At 61.0% G+C, this 16,095-nt stretch carries 7 protein-coding genes and 2 rRNA genes; 1 reads left to right on the top strand and 8 read right to left on the bottom strand.

The window, feature by feature from the left end; genetic code table 11:
* The first annotated feature begins 65 nt into the window (after positions 1 to 65).
* Positions 66 to 1,013 carry a LysR family transcriptional regulator gene (locus V3H56_RS03420; RefSeq protein ID WP_047738440.1) on the top strand — a complete coding sequence of 316 codons (948 nt, stop codon included), beginning with the start codon at positions 66 to 68 and terminating at the stop codon, positions 1,011 to 1,013.
* Here the strand turns inward: V3H56_RS03420 and V3H56_RS03415 are convergent.
* The 8 genes from V3H56_RS03415 to V3H56_RS03380 form a co-directional block, all read right to left on the bottom strand.
* Complete coding sequence (locus V3H56_RS03415; protein WP_053145719.1) at positions 1,010 to 1,513, bottom strand: OmpA family protein; 504 nt, start codon at positions 1,511 to 1,513, stop codon at positions 1,010 to 1,012. The genes V3H56_RS03420 and V3H56_RS03415 overlap by 4 nt on opposite strands.
* A gap of 3 nt (positions 1,514 to 1,516) precedes the next feature.
* Positions 1,517 to 2,785, bottom strand: a complete 1,269-nt coding sequence (locus tag V3H56_RS03410) for a diguanylate cyclase (RefSeq protein WP_047738444.1) — start codon at positions 2,783 to 2,785, stop codon at positions 1,517 to 1,519.
* Positions 2,782 to 3,357 (bottom strand): YfiR family protein, encoded by a 576-nt coding sequence (locus tag V3H56_RS03405; RefSeq protein WP_042732471.1) that lies wholly within the window; start codon positions 3,355 to 3,357, stop codon positions 2,782 to 2,784. The genes V3H56_RS03410 and V3H56_RS03405 overlap by 4 nt, the downstream gene beginning before the upstream one ends.
* Before the next feature lie 135 nt (positions 3,358 to 3,492).
* The gene (gene recD, locus V3H56_RS03400) at positions 3,493 to 5,592 is read right to left on the bottom strand and encodes an exodeoxyribonuclease V subunit alpha (protein WP_338474211.1); all 2,100 of its coding nucleotides are present in this window, start codon (positions 5,590 to 5,592) and stop codon (positions 3,493 to 3,495) included.
* On the bottom strand, positions 5,589 to 9,278 hold the full coding sequence (gene recB / locus V3H56_RS03395) for an exodeoxyribonuclease V subunit beta (protein WP_338474210.1): 3,690 nt from the start codon (positions 9,276 to 9,278) through the stop codon (positions 5,589 to 5,591). Before recB ends, recD begins: the two co-directional genes overlap by 4 nt.
* Positions 9,275 to 12,727: an exodeoxyribonuclease V subunit gamma gene (recC, locus tag V3H56_RS03390; RefSeq protein WP_338474209.1), complete on the bottom strand. Its 3,453-nt coding sequence runs from the start codon at positions 12,725 to 12,727 to the stop codon at positions 9,275 to 9,277. Before recC ends, recB begins: the two co-directional genes overlap by 4 nt.
* A 154-nt stretch (positions 12,728 to 12,881) precedes the next feature.
* Positions 12,882 to 12,997 (bottom strand): 5S ribosomal RNA (gene rrf, locus V3H56_RS03385).
* A gap of 137 nt (positions 12,998 to 13,134) precedes the next feature.
* A 23S ribosomal RNA gene (locus tag V3H56_RS03380) occupies positions 13,135 to 16,026 on the bottom strand.
* Positions 16,027 to 16,095 lie beyond the last annotated feature (69 nt).

Genomic DNA, 16,095 nt, shown 5'->3' with positions numbered 1-16,095 from the left:
AAGACCGTTTGTGGAGTATAGATGTGCAAACTTCTAATAAGAACGCACATAAAAACCGGTCCATCATGCAAAAAAACCTCACCTCCCTGGGCTCGCTGAACTGGGACGACCTCAAGTTTTTCCTCGAAGTGGCCCGCACCCGCAAGGCCAGCACCGCAGCCAAGCGCCTGGCCGTCGACTACACCACGGTGTCGCGACGCATCAGTTCGCTGGAGGCATCTTTAGGCACGCTGCTGTTCGAGAAATCCCGGACCAACGGTTTTGTCCTGACCGCCGAAGGCCAGCGCCTGCTGGGTTACGCCGAATCGATCGAAAGCACCCTGCACATGGCGTGCGAGCAGGTGTCCGGCTCTGGCGTCGCGCTGTCCGGCCACGTGCGCATGGGCTGCACCGAAGGTTTCGGCAGCTTCTTCATCACCCCGCAACTGAGCCATTTTGTCGACGCCTACCCGGCCATCTCGGTGGACATCCTGCCGCTGCCGCACTTCATCAGCCTCTCCAAGCGCGAAGCCGACATCGTCATCGCCCTCGAACGCCCGGAACACGGCCCGTATGTGTGCTGCAAACTCTGCGACTACCGGCTCCAGCTCTATGCCACCCAGCCCTACCTCGACAACCACCCGCCCATCCAGCGCCCGGCCGACTTGAGCAGGCATTCGTTCATCAGCTACGTGGATGACCTGGCCTTCAGCTCCGAACTGCTCTACCTGGCGAACGTACTCCCCGGCGCCAACGCCCACCTGCGCAGCACCAGCGTGATCGCCCAGTTCGTGGCCGCGCAACAAGGCCGGTCGCTGGCGATCCTGCCGTGCTTCCTCGCCGCCCAGGACCCGCGCCTGCTGCCGGTGTTGCCGGACGAGATCACCGTCACCCGGCAGTTCTGGATGTACTGCCGCGAGGACCTGCGCAAGCTCAAACGGATCACGTTGCTGTGGGATTACATCCGCGAGGTGACGGAGCGCAATCAGGCGTTGTTGATGGGCGAGAGTCGGGAGATGGTGTTCGCCGATTAATCGGCGATGACCACGATGGCGACGCGACGGTTCTCGGTGCGCCCGCTGGCCGTGTCGTTGGAGGCGACCGGCTTGCTGCTGCCGAGGCCGCGCAGTTGGATGTTTTCCTCGCGCATGCCGACACTTGCCAGCACCGTGCCGACGCTGCTGGCCCGACGCTTCGACAGTTGTTCGTTGTAGGCTTGCGAGCCCGATGCATCGGTATGGCCATCCACCCGTACCCGCGCAATACCGGCGCCCAACAGTGCCTTGCCGATGCGCTCGACGATTTCGGTGCTGGCCGGGTTGAGCTTTTCCACGTCGCTGCCGAACAGCACCTTGCCCGACAGGCCAAAGGCCCAGCCTTCGTCAGTCAGTTCGAACCCCTGTTGCTTGAGGACGGCAACCTGGGCCGGGCTCAAGCCTTTCTGCGGTGCGGTCTGGCAGCCGGTCAGGGCCAGGACGGCGATCAACACGAACGCGGCGAACCGCCTCAAGGGAAGTTGAAAAAGTACACGCACGAATCAGCTCCTGGTTTGAAAGTCAGTGACAGGGTGCTCCGCCCCCGCCATGTGTTGCCCACCTCGGGCGAGGCGTTTGGCCTGGTACATCGCCGCATCGGCGGCATGAAGCAGTGCGCCGGGGGTGGCGCCATGATCGGGGTAAACGGCAATGCCGACACTGAGGGAAGTCAGGACCGACGCATCTCCGGGTAATTGAATCGGCAGTTCCATGCAGGCGATGATCTTTTCGGCAATTCGCTCGGCGTCCTCGGCATCGTGCAGGGGAGCCAGCAACACGGCGAATTCGTCGCCGCCCAGGCGCGCCACCAGGTCATCCTCACGCAACTGCGCCCGAACGCGGGTCGCCACCGCCGTCAGCACCGCGTCACCGGCGGCGTGGCCGAAATTGTCATTGATGCCCTTGAACCGGTCGCTGTCCAGGTACAGCACCGCCAACTGCTCGTCGAGTTTGCTGGCGTTGCGCAAGGCGCGGATCAGCCGGCCTTCGAAGAACGCCCGGTTGGGCAACCCGGTCAGGCTGTCGTGGCTGGCCTGGTGAGCCAGGGTTTCGTTCTCGCTTTGCAGATGGGTCTGCCAGGACTCAAGCTCGTCGAGCAGCGCATTGAAGTCGTTGCCCAGGTTGTCCAGCTCGGCGATGGCGGCCGGCGGCACTCGTCGGTCCATGGCCCGCTCGCTACGCGCCGCGTGCGCCACTTCGGCGAGGCTGCGCAGGGGCCCGGTGATCGCCCGCAACTGGCGCCGCGCCAGGTACAGTGCCACCCCGGCACTCACCGCTGTACAGACGATAATTCCCGCCAGACCGCTGAGCAAAAAACGCAACAGGCTGCCACCGTGCCCCGCCAATTGGATCCTGCCAATGTTCTGCCCCTGGTGGACGATCGGCAGGCTGATGGGTTTTTCAAGAAACGCCTTGGCGATGTGCATTTCCAGTTCAGACAACAATCCGGTGTCCGGTCGTTGCCACCGCGCCAGCAGGCGACCGTGCTCATTGAAGACCTGGGCTTCGGCCACTTCTTCGGTGGTCGCAATCAGCGCCAGCGCCTCGGTGGCCGCGGCCGAGTCATCGAACACCACCGCCGCCTCCACGGTGTAGTTGATCGAGCGGGCGATCAGGTGCAGGTTGTGATCGGCGTAGACCCGCAGCGCAAGCACCCCAAGCAGGGTCAAGGAGACGCTGGCCATGGCCACGGCCACCAGCGCGACGATCAAATGACCTCGACCGATGACCGAGCCCAGGGTCGGGCGGATCCGTGTCGGGGCCGGGCTCATGGGCTTGCCGGCCGGCGGCGGGACAACTGCAGGACACTCGGATGGATGCGCACGCCGCTGCGCGCCACCGAGTCGAGGTTGACCTCGAACGAGACCTGATCATCGCCGACCCTCAGGCAGAACAGGCTACCAACCGTGCACTGGTCACCGCCTTCGCTGATGCTCAGCACGGGTTTATCGATCAACGAGGCGAACAGCCGCGAGCGCTCATCGTCGGTCAGCCGACCAATGTAGAGGGCGTTGCAATCGGTGGCGATGCGAGGGCTGTCGGCCAGCAAGCGCTGCACGATCACTGGCCGGCCGGTGGCCTGGGTAGTGCCGTTGATCAGGTCGTCGGTGTACTGGGTCGGCCCGACGATGCACAACGCCAATTGCGTAGGCTCCACAGGCCAACGGGCGTAGCTGAGGATGCCCAGGACCACCTGCGTCACGGATTCGGCCCGCAGCTCGGCCTTGCTCGGCGACACTTGTTCCTCGGCCATCACGACAGGCGGCAACAGGCACAGGAGACTGGCCAGCACGTAATGCCTCCAGCTTCCGTAGCGCATTGCCTCCCGAACAGCCAAAACCATGGCAAGTCTCTATCCGATACAGTAAATGTCGGAACGATAGCACAGTGCCAAAAAGCCAGCGAGAAGCCGTTCTACAGTGACCTGCGACAGAAAAGCGTCAAAACAACGTCAGATCCCTTGCACACTAAAAGCAGATCAGTCCGTCTCCCGCTCCAGTTCCAGCATCAAACCGCTCAAGCGCTTGACCTTGCGTCGCACCGCTTCCTCGAATACCCCCGCACGCGGTTCGATCAGGCTGAACCACTGCTTGGCCCGGGTAATGGCGGTGTACACCAGTTCCTTGGTCAATACCGGGTTCAGTGCATCCGGGAGGATCAGCGCGGTGTGGGTGAACTCCGAGCCCTGTGACTTGTGTACGGTCATGGCGTAGACGGTTTCCACATCGTTCAGGCGACTGGGCAACACGAAGCGCACGCCCCCCTCGCCGTCGTTGCGCAGGAAGGCCACCCGCAAGACCTGCTTGCCGGCATCGGGCCCGGCACCCTCGGGCAATTTGAGGGCGATTCCGATATCACCGTTCATCAACCCCAAGCCATAGTCATTGCGGGTCATCAACACCGGGCGTCCTTCATACCACTGGTGATCGCTCTCGATCAGGCGAGCCTTGAGCAACGCGGCGGTGACCCGCTGGTTCAAGCCGTCAACGCCCCATGGGCCCTTGCGCACGGCGCAGAGCAACTGGAAGGCGTCGAACGCCGACAGGACGTCCCGGGCCCAATCGGCCCAGCAGCTGTCCGCCAGCGGGCGATCCGGGGCCGGGCGACGCTCGCGCAACACGTTCAGGTAGTGCCGGTAGCCCTGTGGCCCGCCGGCATGGCCTTCGAGCGCCAGACGCTCGAGCTTGCCATCGTGCTCCCCCGTCAACGCCAGGGAAAACAGGTCGGCATACTGGCCGCCCACCAATGACTGACGAGCTTTTTCAGGCTGCTGCTGATTGACCTGGCGAGCCATCTGGCCGATCCCGCTGCCTTCGCCGAAACGCCGTGAATGCCTGAGCATGACCACTTGCTGCGCCAGGGGATGAGAACCGTCCAGGTCCTGCTGCAAGTCGCTGGCCGCAAGGTTTTCGCCGCTGACCGACTCAAGCCAGGCGCGGGTCCGGGGGCTATACCAGCCGTCCTCGGCGTCCCGGCACAAATCCCCCAGCACGGCCCCTGCTTCAACCGAGGCCAACTGATCCTTGTCCCCCAGCAACACCAATCGCGCCTGGGGCGGCAGCGCATCCAGCAAGTTGGCCATCATCTCCAGGTCGATCATGGACGCTTCATCGACCACCAGCAGGTCCAGCGGCAGCCGGTTACCGCCATGGTGACGGAAATGCCGGGTGCCGGGACGACTGCCCAGCAAACGGTGGACCGTGGTCACATCACAGGGAATGCGTTCGCGTACCGCGTCAGCCACGTCCAGGGTGCGGACCTGCTGGCTGATGGACTCGGTCAGGCGCGCCGCGGCCTTGCCGGTCGGGGCGGCCAGGCGGATCCGCAGCGGCTTCCCCGCCTCGACGGCCGGTGCCTGCAACAAGGCCAGCAAGCGCACGACCGTGGTGGTCTTGCCCGTGCCGGGCCCTCCCGTCACGATGCTGAAGGCACCGCGGGTCGCCAGGGCACAGGCCAGTTTCTGCCAATCGATCGGGCCCGCCGCATGGGCCGGCCCAAACAGCCCGTCCAGACGCTCGCGCAGGTCGTCGGGCGCGGCTTCCTGCTCAGCGAGCCGTTGCCGCAATGCCTCGTCGATACGGCGCTCGTAGCCCCAGTAGCGGCGCAGGTAAAGCCGTTTGCCGGACAACACCAACGGCCGTTGCCGGGCTTCTTCATGCTCATCGACCGCCAGCGCCACCAGTCGACTGGCCGCCAGCACCTTGCACCAATGGGCCCCGTCCAGTGTGCGCAGTATCTGCGAGGGCAGCAGCATGGCCCCGGCCTGCGCATCGCCCTCGGGAGGCAGCGACAGTGCGAAGTCCGGTTCCTTGAGGGTTTCAAACAGGTCCAGGCAAACGTGCCCGTGGCCCAATTGGTGACTGGTGAGGGCGGCGGCGAGCAGGACCAGCGGATCGTCATCCGGCGCCAATTCATGGAGGAATGCGACGAAGGCCTTGTCCAGGGCACGCAACCAGCCTCGCTCGACCCAGCGCGTCAGCAGCAACAGCAGATCATCTGCCCGGCTCAAAGGGGCCAGGTCGACCAGGCGCTCGTCGTCGGCCGGCGTGGGTAGCAGGTCGGCAAAGGAACGGCTCATAGCAATTCTCCCTGTACCCACGCGGGCTCGGCCTTGGGTTCGGGCGCGCCCTGGAACAGGCGGTCGAGCTGTTCGATCAAGGCCCGTGGCGGCCTGGTGAAATACACGCCACGGCTGGCCGAGCGGGTCCCGCGTAGGAACAGGTACAGCGCGCCACCGACGTGCCGGTCATAGTCATAGTCGGGCAACCGCGCCTTGAGCTGTCGGTGCAGGGCCAACAGGTACAGCACGTATTGCAGGTCATAGCGGTTATCCAGGATCGATTGCTCCATGGCCTGTGCGGTGTAGGCCGTGTCATCGACACCCAGCCAGTTGGACTTGTAGTCGGCCACGTAATACCGACCACCGTGCTCGAACGTCAAATCGATGAAGCCCTTGAACATGCCGTTGAGCAACACAGGCTCCGCCGCGACACGGGCGACGCCGCCATGGGTGAATCGGCAGACCAACTGGTCGAGCTTTTGCACGTCGACCTTGTGGCTGGCGAACCAGAACTCCATCTCCACCTGGAACTGGGCCAGGTGTTCGAGCACCACCGGCGCCTGGCCATCGCCGACAGGCAAAGGCGTCTTGACCACGTGCTGCAGCCAATCGCTCAGCGTGGCGATCCAGCCCTTCCAGCCTCGGCGATTGCAGCGTCGGGCCACCGCATCCTCGATAACCGTGGGCGCAGGAGAAAAGCCCTCTCCGGCCACCCACTCCAGCAGGCCGTGAAGGAAAGTGCCCGGGTTGGGACCCCGAGGAAAGCGGTGGATATCGCCGCCCACGGCGTTGGCCTCTCTGGGGGCTTGCGGGTCCAGACGCTCATCGTCGAACAGTTTCTGGGCCTGCGGATTTTCTGGCGCGGCATCGCTGCCTTCGCTCATCACTTCGCCAATGCGCAACGCGCTGTAGGAGGCGATCCACCAATGCTCGCTGGCTTTGCGCACGGGTACCAGGGGTTCGAGCAACACCGCCTCGTTGCGGGGAGGGTGATAGCGCTCGTCGGTGGCCTGGGGCATTTCCTGGCAACTGACTGCATCGCTGCCTTGTTGCAGGTCCTCCAGCCAGCGCCTCAACCCGACCGATTCGGCCAGCGGGCTGCCACCGCCCAACAGATAGCCCAGCGCAGAGAGGTGCAGGATCGAGCGGCTATTGCTGCCCCGCTTGAGATCGGCGACGCCCAGCCAGCAGGCATGTTGCGCTCGCGTGAGCGCCACGTAGAGAAGCCGCAGATCCTCGGCCAACCGCTCGTCATCGGCCTTGGCAATCAACTCGGTCGTAGGCTGGAGACTGATCTGCGCCCTGCCGGCTTCATCGTGGTAATGCAACGGCAATCGACTGCCATCCACCGGTTTCGTCGAGCAGATGAAAGGCAGGAAGACCAACGGATATTCGAGGCCCTTGGACTTGTGGATCGTGACCACCTTGACCAGTTGCTCATCGCTTTCCAGCCGCAGGATCTGTTCTTCCCCGGCCTGCCCGGACAACGCCAGGTGTTCGGATAAATGCCGGATCAGGGCCTGTTCGCCATCCAGTTCGCCAGCCGCCTGCTGCAACAGCTCGCTCAGATGCAACAGGTTCGTCAGCACCCGCTCCCCATCGCTGCGCGCCATCAGTGCCTGGGGCAACTCAAAATCATGCAGCAGGCGCCGCAACATCGGCAGCACGCCCTGGGTACGCCAGACGGTGCGATAGCCACGGAATTGCATGACCCGGGCTTCCCAGGCCAACTCGTCCTGGTTGAGGCGCTCCAGTTCGGTCAACGGCAGGTTCAACGTGATGCTGGCCAGCGCTGCCCGCAACGGTCGTTCCACATCCGGCTCGGCGCAGGCCTTGAGCCAGGTCAGCAGGTCCCGTGCTTCCTGCGAAGCGAAGACCGAGTCCTTGTCCGACAGATAGACACTGCGCACACCCCGGGCGGACAACTGATCTCGCACGGCCTGTGCTTCCTTGCCGTCGCGCACCAGGATGGCGATGTCCGCCGGGCGCAATCCGCGGAGGGTCTCGTCATCGCCCCTGAAGCCGTCGCGCCCCGCCTGGCCGCCGTTGAGCAACGCGGTGATCTGGCTGGCGCAGGCAGCCGCCATGTGCTGCCGGTACACCGCACCGGAAACCGGTTGATCCGAAGGCAACTGCCAGACGTTCAGGGCGGCGACAGTGTGCCCGGCGATCTGCAAGGATTCCTTGCGGCCCTGGGACTCGACGGCCAGGAATGGCACCGGGTTCTCGCCCGAGCGCTCACGAAACAGAAAAGCCCCGCGGCCCTCCCGCCGAGCTTCGGCATTCAGGAAAATGTGGTTGACCGCGCCCACCATGGCATGACTCGAGCGGAAGTTCGTGCCCAACGTGTGCAATCGGCCAGCGGTGGCCTCGCGAGCACGCAGGTAGGTGTAGATGTCGGCCCCGCGAAAGGCATAGATCGCCTGTTTCGGATCGCCGATCAGGAACAGCCCGGTTTCAGGATTGTTCTCTTCGATGCGATAGATACTCTCGAAGATCCGGTACTGAACCGGATCCGTGTCCTGGAATTCGTCGATCAGCGCCACCGGAAACTGCTCGCGAATCAGACTCGCCAGGCGCTCACCGCCGTCGGCCTGCAACGCTGCATCGAGACGCAGCAGCATGTCGTCGAAGCCCATCTCCGCCCGACGACGCTTCTCGGACTCGAAGCGCGCACCGACCCATTGCGCGGCATGTTGCAGCACGGCAGCATCGGGTGTGGGCAATGCGTCCAGGCTGGCTTTGAGGCCGGCCATAGCATCCAGTCCGGGGTGGCTGGGCACTTCGCCCTTCCAGGCTTCAGCCATCCCCTCGGGCGTCAGCCGGGTGAAGCCACTGCCAATGTCCAACAGCTCGAGGCTTTCGTCCTCGACCCAGGCCGTGATCTTCTGAAACCACGGTTCGAAATAACGCGTCTGCATCTTGCGCCCATCGACGCTCTTGCTGGCGACGCCCTGCTGGCAGATCTGTAGCAACTCCACGGCCCATTGACGCCAGGGCGCCTTGAGATCAAGCAAGGCGGCACTGCGCTCCTGCAAGGACGCGGCGATGAGTTCGGCCGGTTCGGTCCCGTCACCGTTATCCCGTTCGCTGGAAAACAACCCTCGCACACGTGGCAGCAGCGCAGCCGGGCTTCCCCAGTGGCTACGCACCCAATTCAATGCATCGCCCTGCATCGAGTAGCAGAACAACCGCCAATAATCGCGCAGCACCTCGCCGAGCAATTCGCTGTGATCGGTTTCCAGGGTCTGGGTAAATAGACTGCCACTGTCGAACGCATGCTCTCGCAACATCCGCTGGCACCAGCTATGGATGGTGGAGACGGCCGCTTCATCCATCCACTGCGCGGCAATGTCCAAACGGTTCGCACAGGCCGGCCATTGCGCGGTGTCGAACTCATCACGCAGATCGGCGATCAGCGCGTCCGGGGCGGGAATTTCGTCACGAAAGAAACGCGCCGCTTCGGCAAGACGGGTACGGATCCGTTCGCGCAACTCCTTGGTGGCCGCGTCGGTAAAGGTCACCACCAGGATCTGCGGCGGAAGCAGCTCGCGGCCGAACCCGCTGGCAGGGCCACCGTGCCCGAGCACCAGGCGCAGGTACAGCGCCGAGATGGTAAAGGTCTTGCCGGTACCGGCGCTGGCTTCGATCAGTTGGCTGCCACGTAGCGGAAACGCCAGGGCCAGCGGTGTTTGCCGACTCATGGACGCACCTGCTCGCCGGCCGATGAAACCCATGGCGCCTGGAGCAATGGCCGGTAAAGCGCGTCGCACCAATCGGGAAAGGTTTCGTCGGCCATCAGCGCATCGAAGTCCGGGAACTGGCGAGCCAGGGCTGGGCTTTCCCGTCGCTCGCCTTCAGAGGTCTGCCCGTCGCCTTCATAGGCTTTTCGCGCAGCCGCTTCAGCCTTGGGCACCTCGCTCTGGCCAAGCCAGGCAAAGGCCGTCTTCACTGCAATGGGCAGCGGCTGGCGCATACCGGCCTGCCAGGCTTGCAACAGGTCGCCCAACAGCCGTTGCGCCACAGGCGCCTCGAAAGGATCCAGCAACAAGCTGTCATCACTGGCCACCAACGCTGTCGTCAGCGACAGGCCATTGGCACAGGCCACAAGATGGTTGACCCACGGACGTATCAGGCGATGCCATTTACGCGTCTTGGAGGCGCCAATGCCATTGGGTATCGCCGTGATCGCGAGGACCGCGCCGTCGCCTCGCTGATGCAGGCCGCTGAGCCACCCTTCGACGCTCACACCTTGCGACTGCACACTGACCTGCACGGCGCTGGTCAGCGGCGTGGGCCATAGCGCCAGGAGTTGTTGGTAACGCTGGAGCAGGTCCGGCAAGGGCTCGATCAACTCGCGTTGCATGCACTCACCGAAGCCGGCCATCGGCAACAGGCCGCTGTTCTGAAGCCGCCTGGCGTGAGCGCTCAGGGCGAGATCCGGTTGGTCCAGGCGCATCAGCGCGGCCTCCAGCAAACTGTCGCTCAGGCTGTAGCGTTGCAGGGCGTCGAGCACGAAGGGTTCGTCGTCGGCCAGGGGGGCTTCGATGGCCTCGAAGAATACTTTCAGCCGCTGGCTGAAGAAATGGCGGACCGGATTGCGCAGGAAATCCTGCAGTTGGCCGAGGCCCAAGGGCTCGTCCTGGATGTAGGGATCCAACACCTGGGGCTTGCCGGTGTGGTCCGGGGCATCGTGAAGCATTCGCCATTCGCTGGCATAGCTGAACAGCACATCACCGCGATGAAAATAACGCGCACTGAATGGTTGCAGCGGATGTTCCTGGGTCAGTGCGTCGAGCAGCGTTTCGCGGTCGTCGACCAACCGCCACCCGCTGGCCAGATGATCACGCAACTGGCCGATCAATACCGAGGCGGGGCGCTCGCTGTTGTCACGGATGCTGCGGCCCACCCAACTGATGTACAGTTTTTCCCGAGCCGAAAGCAGCGCCTCCAGCAGCAGGTAACGATCATCCTCACGTCGGGAGCGATCGCCGGGACGATAGTCGCTGCCCATGAGGTCGAAATCCAGGGGTGGCTGGGCGCGCGGGTAGTCACCATCGTTCATGCCCAACAGGCACACCAGCTTGAAGGGAATCGCCCGCATCGGCATCAAGGTACAGAAATTGACCGCGCCGGCCAGAAAGCGTTGGGACAGTCGGCCTTGATCCAGCCCGGCCAGCCAGGCTTCACGTACGACCGTCAGCGGCATTTCGTCCAACAGGCCAACCGATTCACAGGTTTCCAGCCAGGTTTCACGCAGGTCTTCGAGTTGGGCCAGCAGGTAGTCGTCGTGTTCGTTGCTCGCCTGGAAAAACAGCTGTAGGAGGTCGTGCAGGCGCGCTCCCCATTCCTGTGGAGAGGCCGGCTGGGTGAGTGCCTGATGAGCGACCTCCAGTGCGTCCAGTAAAGCCACAAGCGGACCGATCAAGGCTGCGTCCAGGCCGCCAATCTCATCGTAGGGCTCGATGCCTTCGTAAGCATCCGAGCGACCGACAGCATACCCCAGCAACATCCGGCGCAGCCCGAATCGCCAGCTATTCTGCTCAAGCTCCGCCGGTAAACCCAACCCGGCGCGATGCTCGGCGTTCATGCCCCAGCGGATACCAGCCCCTTCGATCCAAAGGTGCAACGTCGGCAGGTCGGCCTCATCGATACCGAACCGTTCACGCAACGCCGGGACGTCGAGCAAATCGAGGATTTCGCTGACGGGGAAACGACTGTCAGGCAGCTTGAGCAAATGCTCCACGGCGATCAGCAGCGGATCGCGTCCGCGCTGCCCCTGATCCGTCAACGTGAAGGGAATGAAGCGAGGGTCGGTTCGATCCAGTTGGCCGAACACCGCGCGAATGTGCGGCGCGTAGCTGTCGATGTCAGGAACCATGACGATGATGTCCCGGGGACGCAGGGTCGGATCCGCGCTGAAATGAGCCAGCAACTGGTCATGGAGAATCTCGACTTCGCGCTGGGCACTGTGGGCAACATGGAAGCGGATCGAACCATCTTGCGCCGTATCGACAGCCGGCCAATGTTCGCGGGTTTCGTTGAGGGGGCGCAGTTCGAGGATGTCATCCTGCAACTGGCCAAGCAGCATCGTGGGATTCGCTTCACTGAACAGGTCGATACGCCCGTCGCGAAATACCGAGCGATAGCTGTTGGGATCATCGTAGCTGTCGAGCAGGTTGATATAGTCACGCCCCTGCTTGCCCCAGGCAGCCAGGAGCGGGTGGGCGTGCTGATGCAGGGTTTGCGGATCGAGGGCGACGGGCATGCCGCTCTTGCGGGCCTGGCGCTTGTATTGATGCCGCAGCAGGTCCTTGTCGGCCACGATGTCCGCCCAGTGGTGGCGGCACGGGTTGTGGACGCACAGCAAGACCTGACTGAACCGGGAAAGCCCGGCGAGCGCCTCGAGCGCCTGGGCGGGCAACGACGAAATGCCGAAGACGATGACCCGCGCCGGCAGACCGTGGGGCGCCGTCTCCAGGCTGTTGATGCGTTCAATGTAGCGCTGGTGAACGCCGGCCCGGCTCTGCGCCATACCGGCCTCCCCCACGTCTACCAACAAGGCTCGCCACAGTTCGGCCTGCCAGCAATTTTCCGGTGCAAGGGGTTTGATTTCCCCTCGCACGTTTCGCGTTTGGTGTCGACCGTCAGCCCAGTCTTCCAGCCAGTCGGCGCGGTATACCTGGTATTGGTCGAACAGGTCGGCAAGGCGTTCGGACAATTGATAGCGCTTACGCAGATCGGTGTCGTGGGTAAGGAAACGACGCAACGGTTCGAAATGGGGTTGCTCGATCAGTTGCGGCAGCAAGCGCATCAGGCGCCAGGTTAACGGTGACTTGTCGAGCAAGGATTTGGCCGGAATCTCGTCACGCCCCAGGACGGTTCGGTAGAGCTGCCACATGAAGCTGCCGGGCAGTTGCACATCAATGGCAGCGGCGATACCGCAACCACCCGTATCGTCATCCTCCGGGTCCTCAGCCAGGGCCAGCTTGAGCCATTGGGCAATGCCGTTGCTCTGTACCAGGGCTATTTCATTTTCAAGAGGAGCCAACGGATAACGCCGCATCAGGCTGATCACCAGGCTGCGCAATTCATCCAGGCGATTCCCGTGAACCACCATGAACGCTGGGCTGAGGGACGTTGCGTCCGGCATGAAAGGCATCCTTGAAAATGCAAAAAGCTAGGACAGAACCTTAGCACTGTCGGGGGGCTGTGACAGCCGCCCGCTTTCCGAGCTTGTTGTCAGAGTTTTCCTGCGGGCAAAACAAAACCCCAACTGCTTTCGCAATTGGGGTTTCGGAATTTAATCTTGACGATGACCTACTCTCACATGGGGAAACCCCACACTACCATCGGCGATGCATCGTTTCACTTCTGAGTTCGGGATGGGATCAGGTGGTTCCAATGCTCTATGGTCGTCAAGAAATTCTTGAGCCAGCGCGCTTTTCAGCGCTCCAGCGAATCGGGTATGTGATCGGGTGTGAGCCGCAAACTTTCGGTTCGTTTCGTCTTCACCACACCGCAATCTGGCTTTCTAAGCGCAAATTGCTTGGGTGTTATATGGTCAAGCCTCACGGGCAATTAGTACAGGTTAGCTCAACGCCTCACAGCGCTTACACACCCTGCCTATCAACGTCGTAGTCTTCGACGGCCCTTCAGGGAGCTCAAGGCTCCAGTGAGATCTCATCTTGAGGCAAGTTTCCCGCTTAGATGCTTTCAGCGGTTATCTTTTCCGAACATAGCTACCCGGCAATGCCACTGGCGTGACAACCGGAACACCAGAGGTTCGTCCACTCCGGTCCTCTCGTACTAGGAGCAGCCCCTCTCAAATCTCAAACGTCCACGGCAGATAGGGACCGAACTGTCTCACGACGTTCTAAACCCAGCTCGCGTACCACTTTAAATGGCGAACAGCCATACCCTTGGGACCGGCTTCAGCCCCAGGATGTGATGAGCCGACATCGAGGTGCCAAACACCGCCGTCGATATGAACTCTTGGGCGGTATCAGCCTGTTATCCCCGGAGTACCTTTTATCCGTTGAGCGATGGCCCTTCCATACAGAACCACCGGATCACTAAGACCTACTTTCGTACCTGCTCGACGTGTCTGTCTCGCAGTCAAGCGCGCTTTTGCCTTTATACTCTACGACCGATTTCCGACCGGTCTGAGCGCACCTTCGTACTCCTCCGTTACTCTTTAGGAGGAGACCGCCCCAGTCAAACTACCCACCATACACTGTCCTCGATCCGGATAACGGACCTGAGTTAGAACCTCAAAGTTGCCAGGGTGGTATTTCAAGGATGGCTCCACGCAGACTGGCGTCCACGCTTCAAAGCCTCCCACCTATCCTACACAAGCAAATTCAAAGTCCAGTGCAAAGCTATAGTAAAGGTTCACGGGGTCTTTCCGTCTAGCCGCGGATACACTGCATCTTCACAGCGATTTCAATTTCACTGAGTCTCGGGTGGAGACAGCGCCGCCATCGTTACGCCATTCGTGCAGGTCGGAACTTACCCGACAAGGAATTTCGCTACCTTAGGACCGTTATAGTTACGGCCGCCGTTTACCGGGGCTTCGATCAAGAGCTTCGCGTTAGCTAACCCCATCAATTAACCTTCCGGCACCGGGCAGGCGTCACACCCTATACGTCCACTTTCGTGTTTGCAGAGTGCTGTGTTTTTAATAAACAGTCGCAGCGGCCTGGTATCTTCGACCGGCGTGGGCTTACGCAGCAAGTGCTTCACCCTCACCGGCGCACCTTCTCCCGAAGTTACGGTGCCATTTTGCCTAGTTCCTTCACCCGAGTTCTCTCAAGCGCCTTGGTATTCTCTACCCAACCACCTGTGTCGGTTTGGGGTACGGTTCCTGGTTACCTGAAGCTTAGAAGCTTTTCTTGGAAGCATGGCATCAACCACTTCGTCACCCAAAGGGTAACTCGTCATCAGCTCTCGGCCTTGAAACCCCGGATTTACCTAAGATTTCAGCCTACCACCTTAAACTTGGACAACCAACGCCAAGCTGGCCTAGCCTTCTCCGTCCCTCCATCGCAATAACCAGAAGTACAGGAATATTAACCTGTTTTCCATCGACTACGCTTTTCAGCCTCGCCTTAGGGACCGACTAACCCTGCGTCGATTAACGTTGCGCAGGAAACCTTGGTCTTTCGGCGTGGGTGTTTTTCACACCCATTGTCGTTACTCATGTCAGCATTCGCACTTCTGATACCTCCAGCAAGCTTCTCAACTCACCTTCACAGGCTTACAGAACGCTCCTCTACCGCATCACTTACGTGATACCCGTAGCTTCGGTGTATGGTTTGAGCCCCGTTACATCTTCCGCGCAGGCCGACTCGACTAGTGAGCTATTACGCTTTCTTTAAAGGGTGGCTGCTTCTAAGCCAACCTCCTAGCTGTCTAAGCCTTCCCACATCGTTTCCCACTTAACCATAACTTTGGGACCTTAGCTGACGGTCTGGGTTGTTTCCCTTTTCACGACGGACGTTAGCACCCGCCGTGTGTCTCCCATGCTCGGCACTTGTAGGTATTCGGAGTTTGCATCGGTTTGGTAAGTCGGGATGACCCCCTAGCCGAAACAGTGCTCTACCCCCTACAGTGATACATGAGGCGCTACCTAAATAGCTTTCGAGGAGAACCAGCTATCTCCGAGCTTGATTAGCCTTTCACTCCGATCCACAGGTCATCCGCTAACTTTTCAACGGTAGTCGGTTCGGTCCTCCAGTCAGTGTTACCTAACCTTCAACCTGCCCATGGATAGATCGCCCGGTTTCGGGTCTATTCCCAGCGACTAGACGCCCTATTAAGACTCGCTTTCGCTACGCCTCCCCTATTCGGTTAAGCTCGCCACTGAAAATAAGTCGCTGACCCATTATACAAAAGGTACGCAGTCACAGAACGAAGTCTGCTCCCACTGCTTGTACGCATACGGTTTCAGGATCTATTTCACTCCCCTCTCCGGGGTTCTTTTCGCCTTTCCCTCACGGTACTAGTTCACTATCGGTCAGTCAGTAGTATTTAGCCTTGGAGGATGGTCCCCCCATATTCAGACAAAGTTTCTCGTGCTCCGTCCTACTCGATTTCACTTCTAAGATCCTTTCGCGTACAGGGCTATCACCCACTATGGCCGCACTTTCCAGAGCGTTCCGCTAAAATCAAAGAAGCTTAAGGGCTAGTCCCCGTTCGCTCGCCACTACTAAGGGAATCTCGGTTGATTTCTTTTCCTCAGGGTACTTAGATGTTTCAGTTCCCCTGGTTCGCCTCTTGCACCTATGTATTCAGTGCAAGATAACCATCTTATGATGGCTGGGTTCCCCCATTCAGACATCTCCGGATCACAGTCTGTTTGCCGACTCCCCGAAGCTTTTCGCAGGCTACCACGTCTTTCATCGCCTCTGACTGCCAAGGCATCCACCGTATGCGCTTCTTCACTTGACCATATAACCCCAAGCAATCTGGTTATACTGTGAAGACGACATTCGCCGAAAATTTGCATGCTCAATTAAG

Source organism: Pseudomonas sp. MS646, from assembly GCF_036693845.1.
Taxonomy (GTDB): domain Bacteria; phylum Pseudomonadota; class Gammaproteobacteria; order Pseudomonadales; family Pseudomonadaceae; genus Aquipseudomonas; species Aquipseudomonas chlororaphis_E.
The sequence above is the reverse complement of the archived record's forward strand: the minus strand, read 5'-3'. Positions and strand labels throughout refer to the sequence as shown.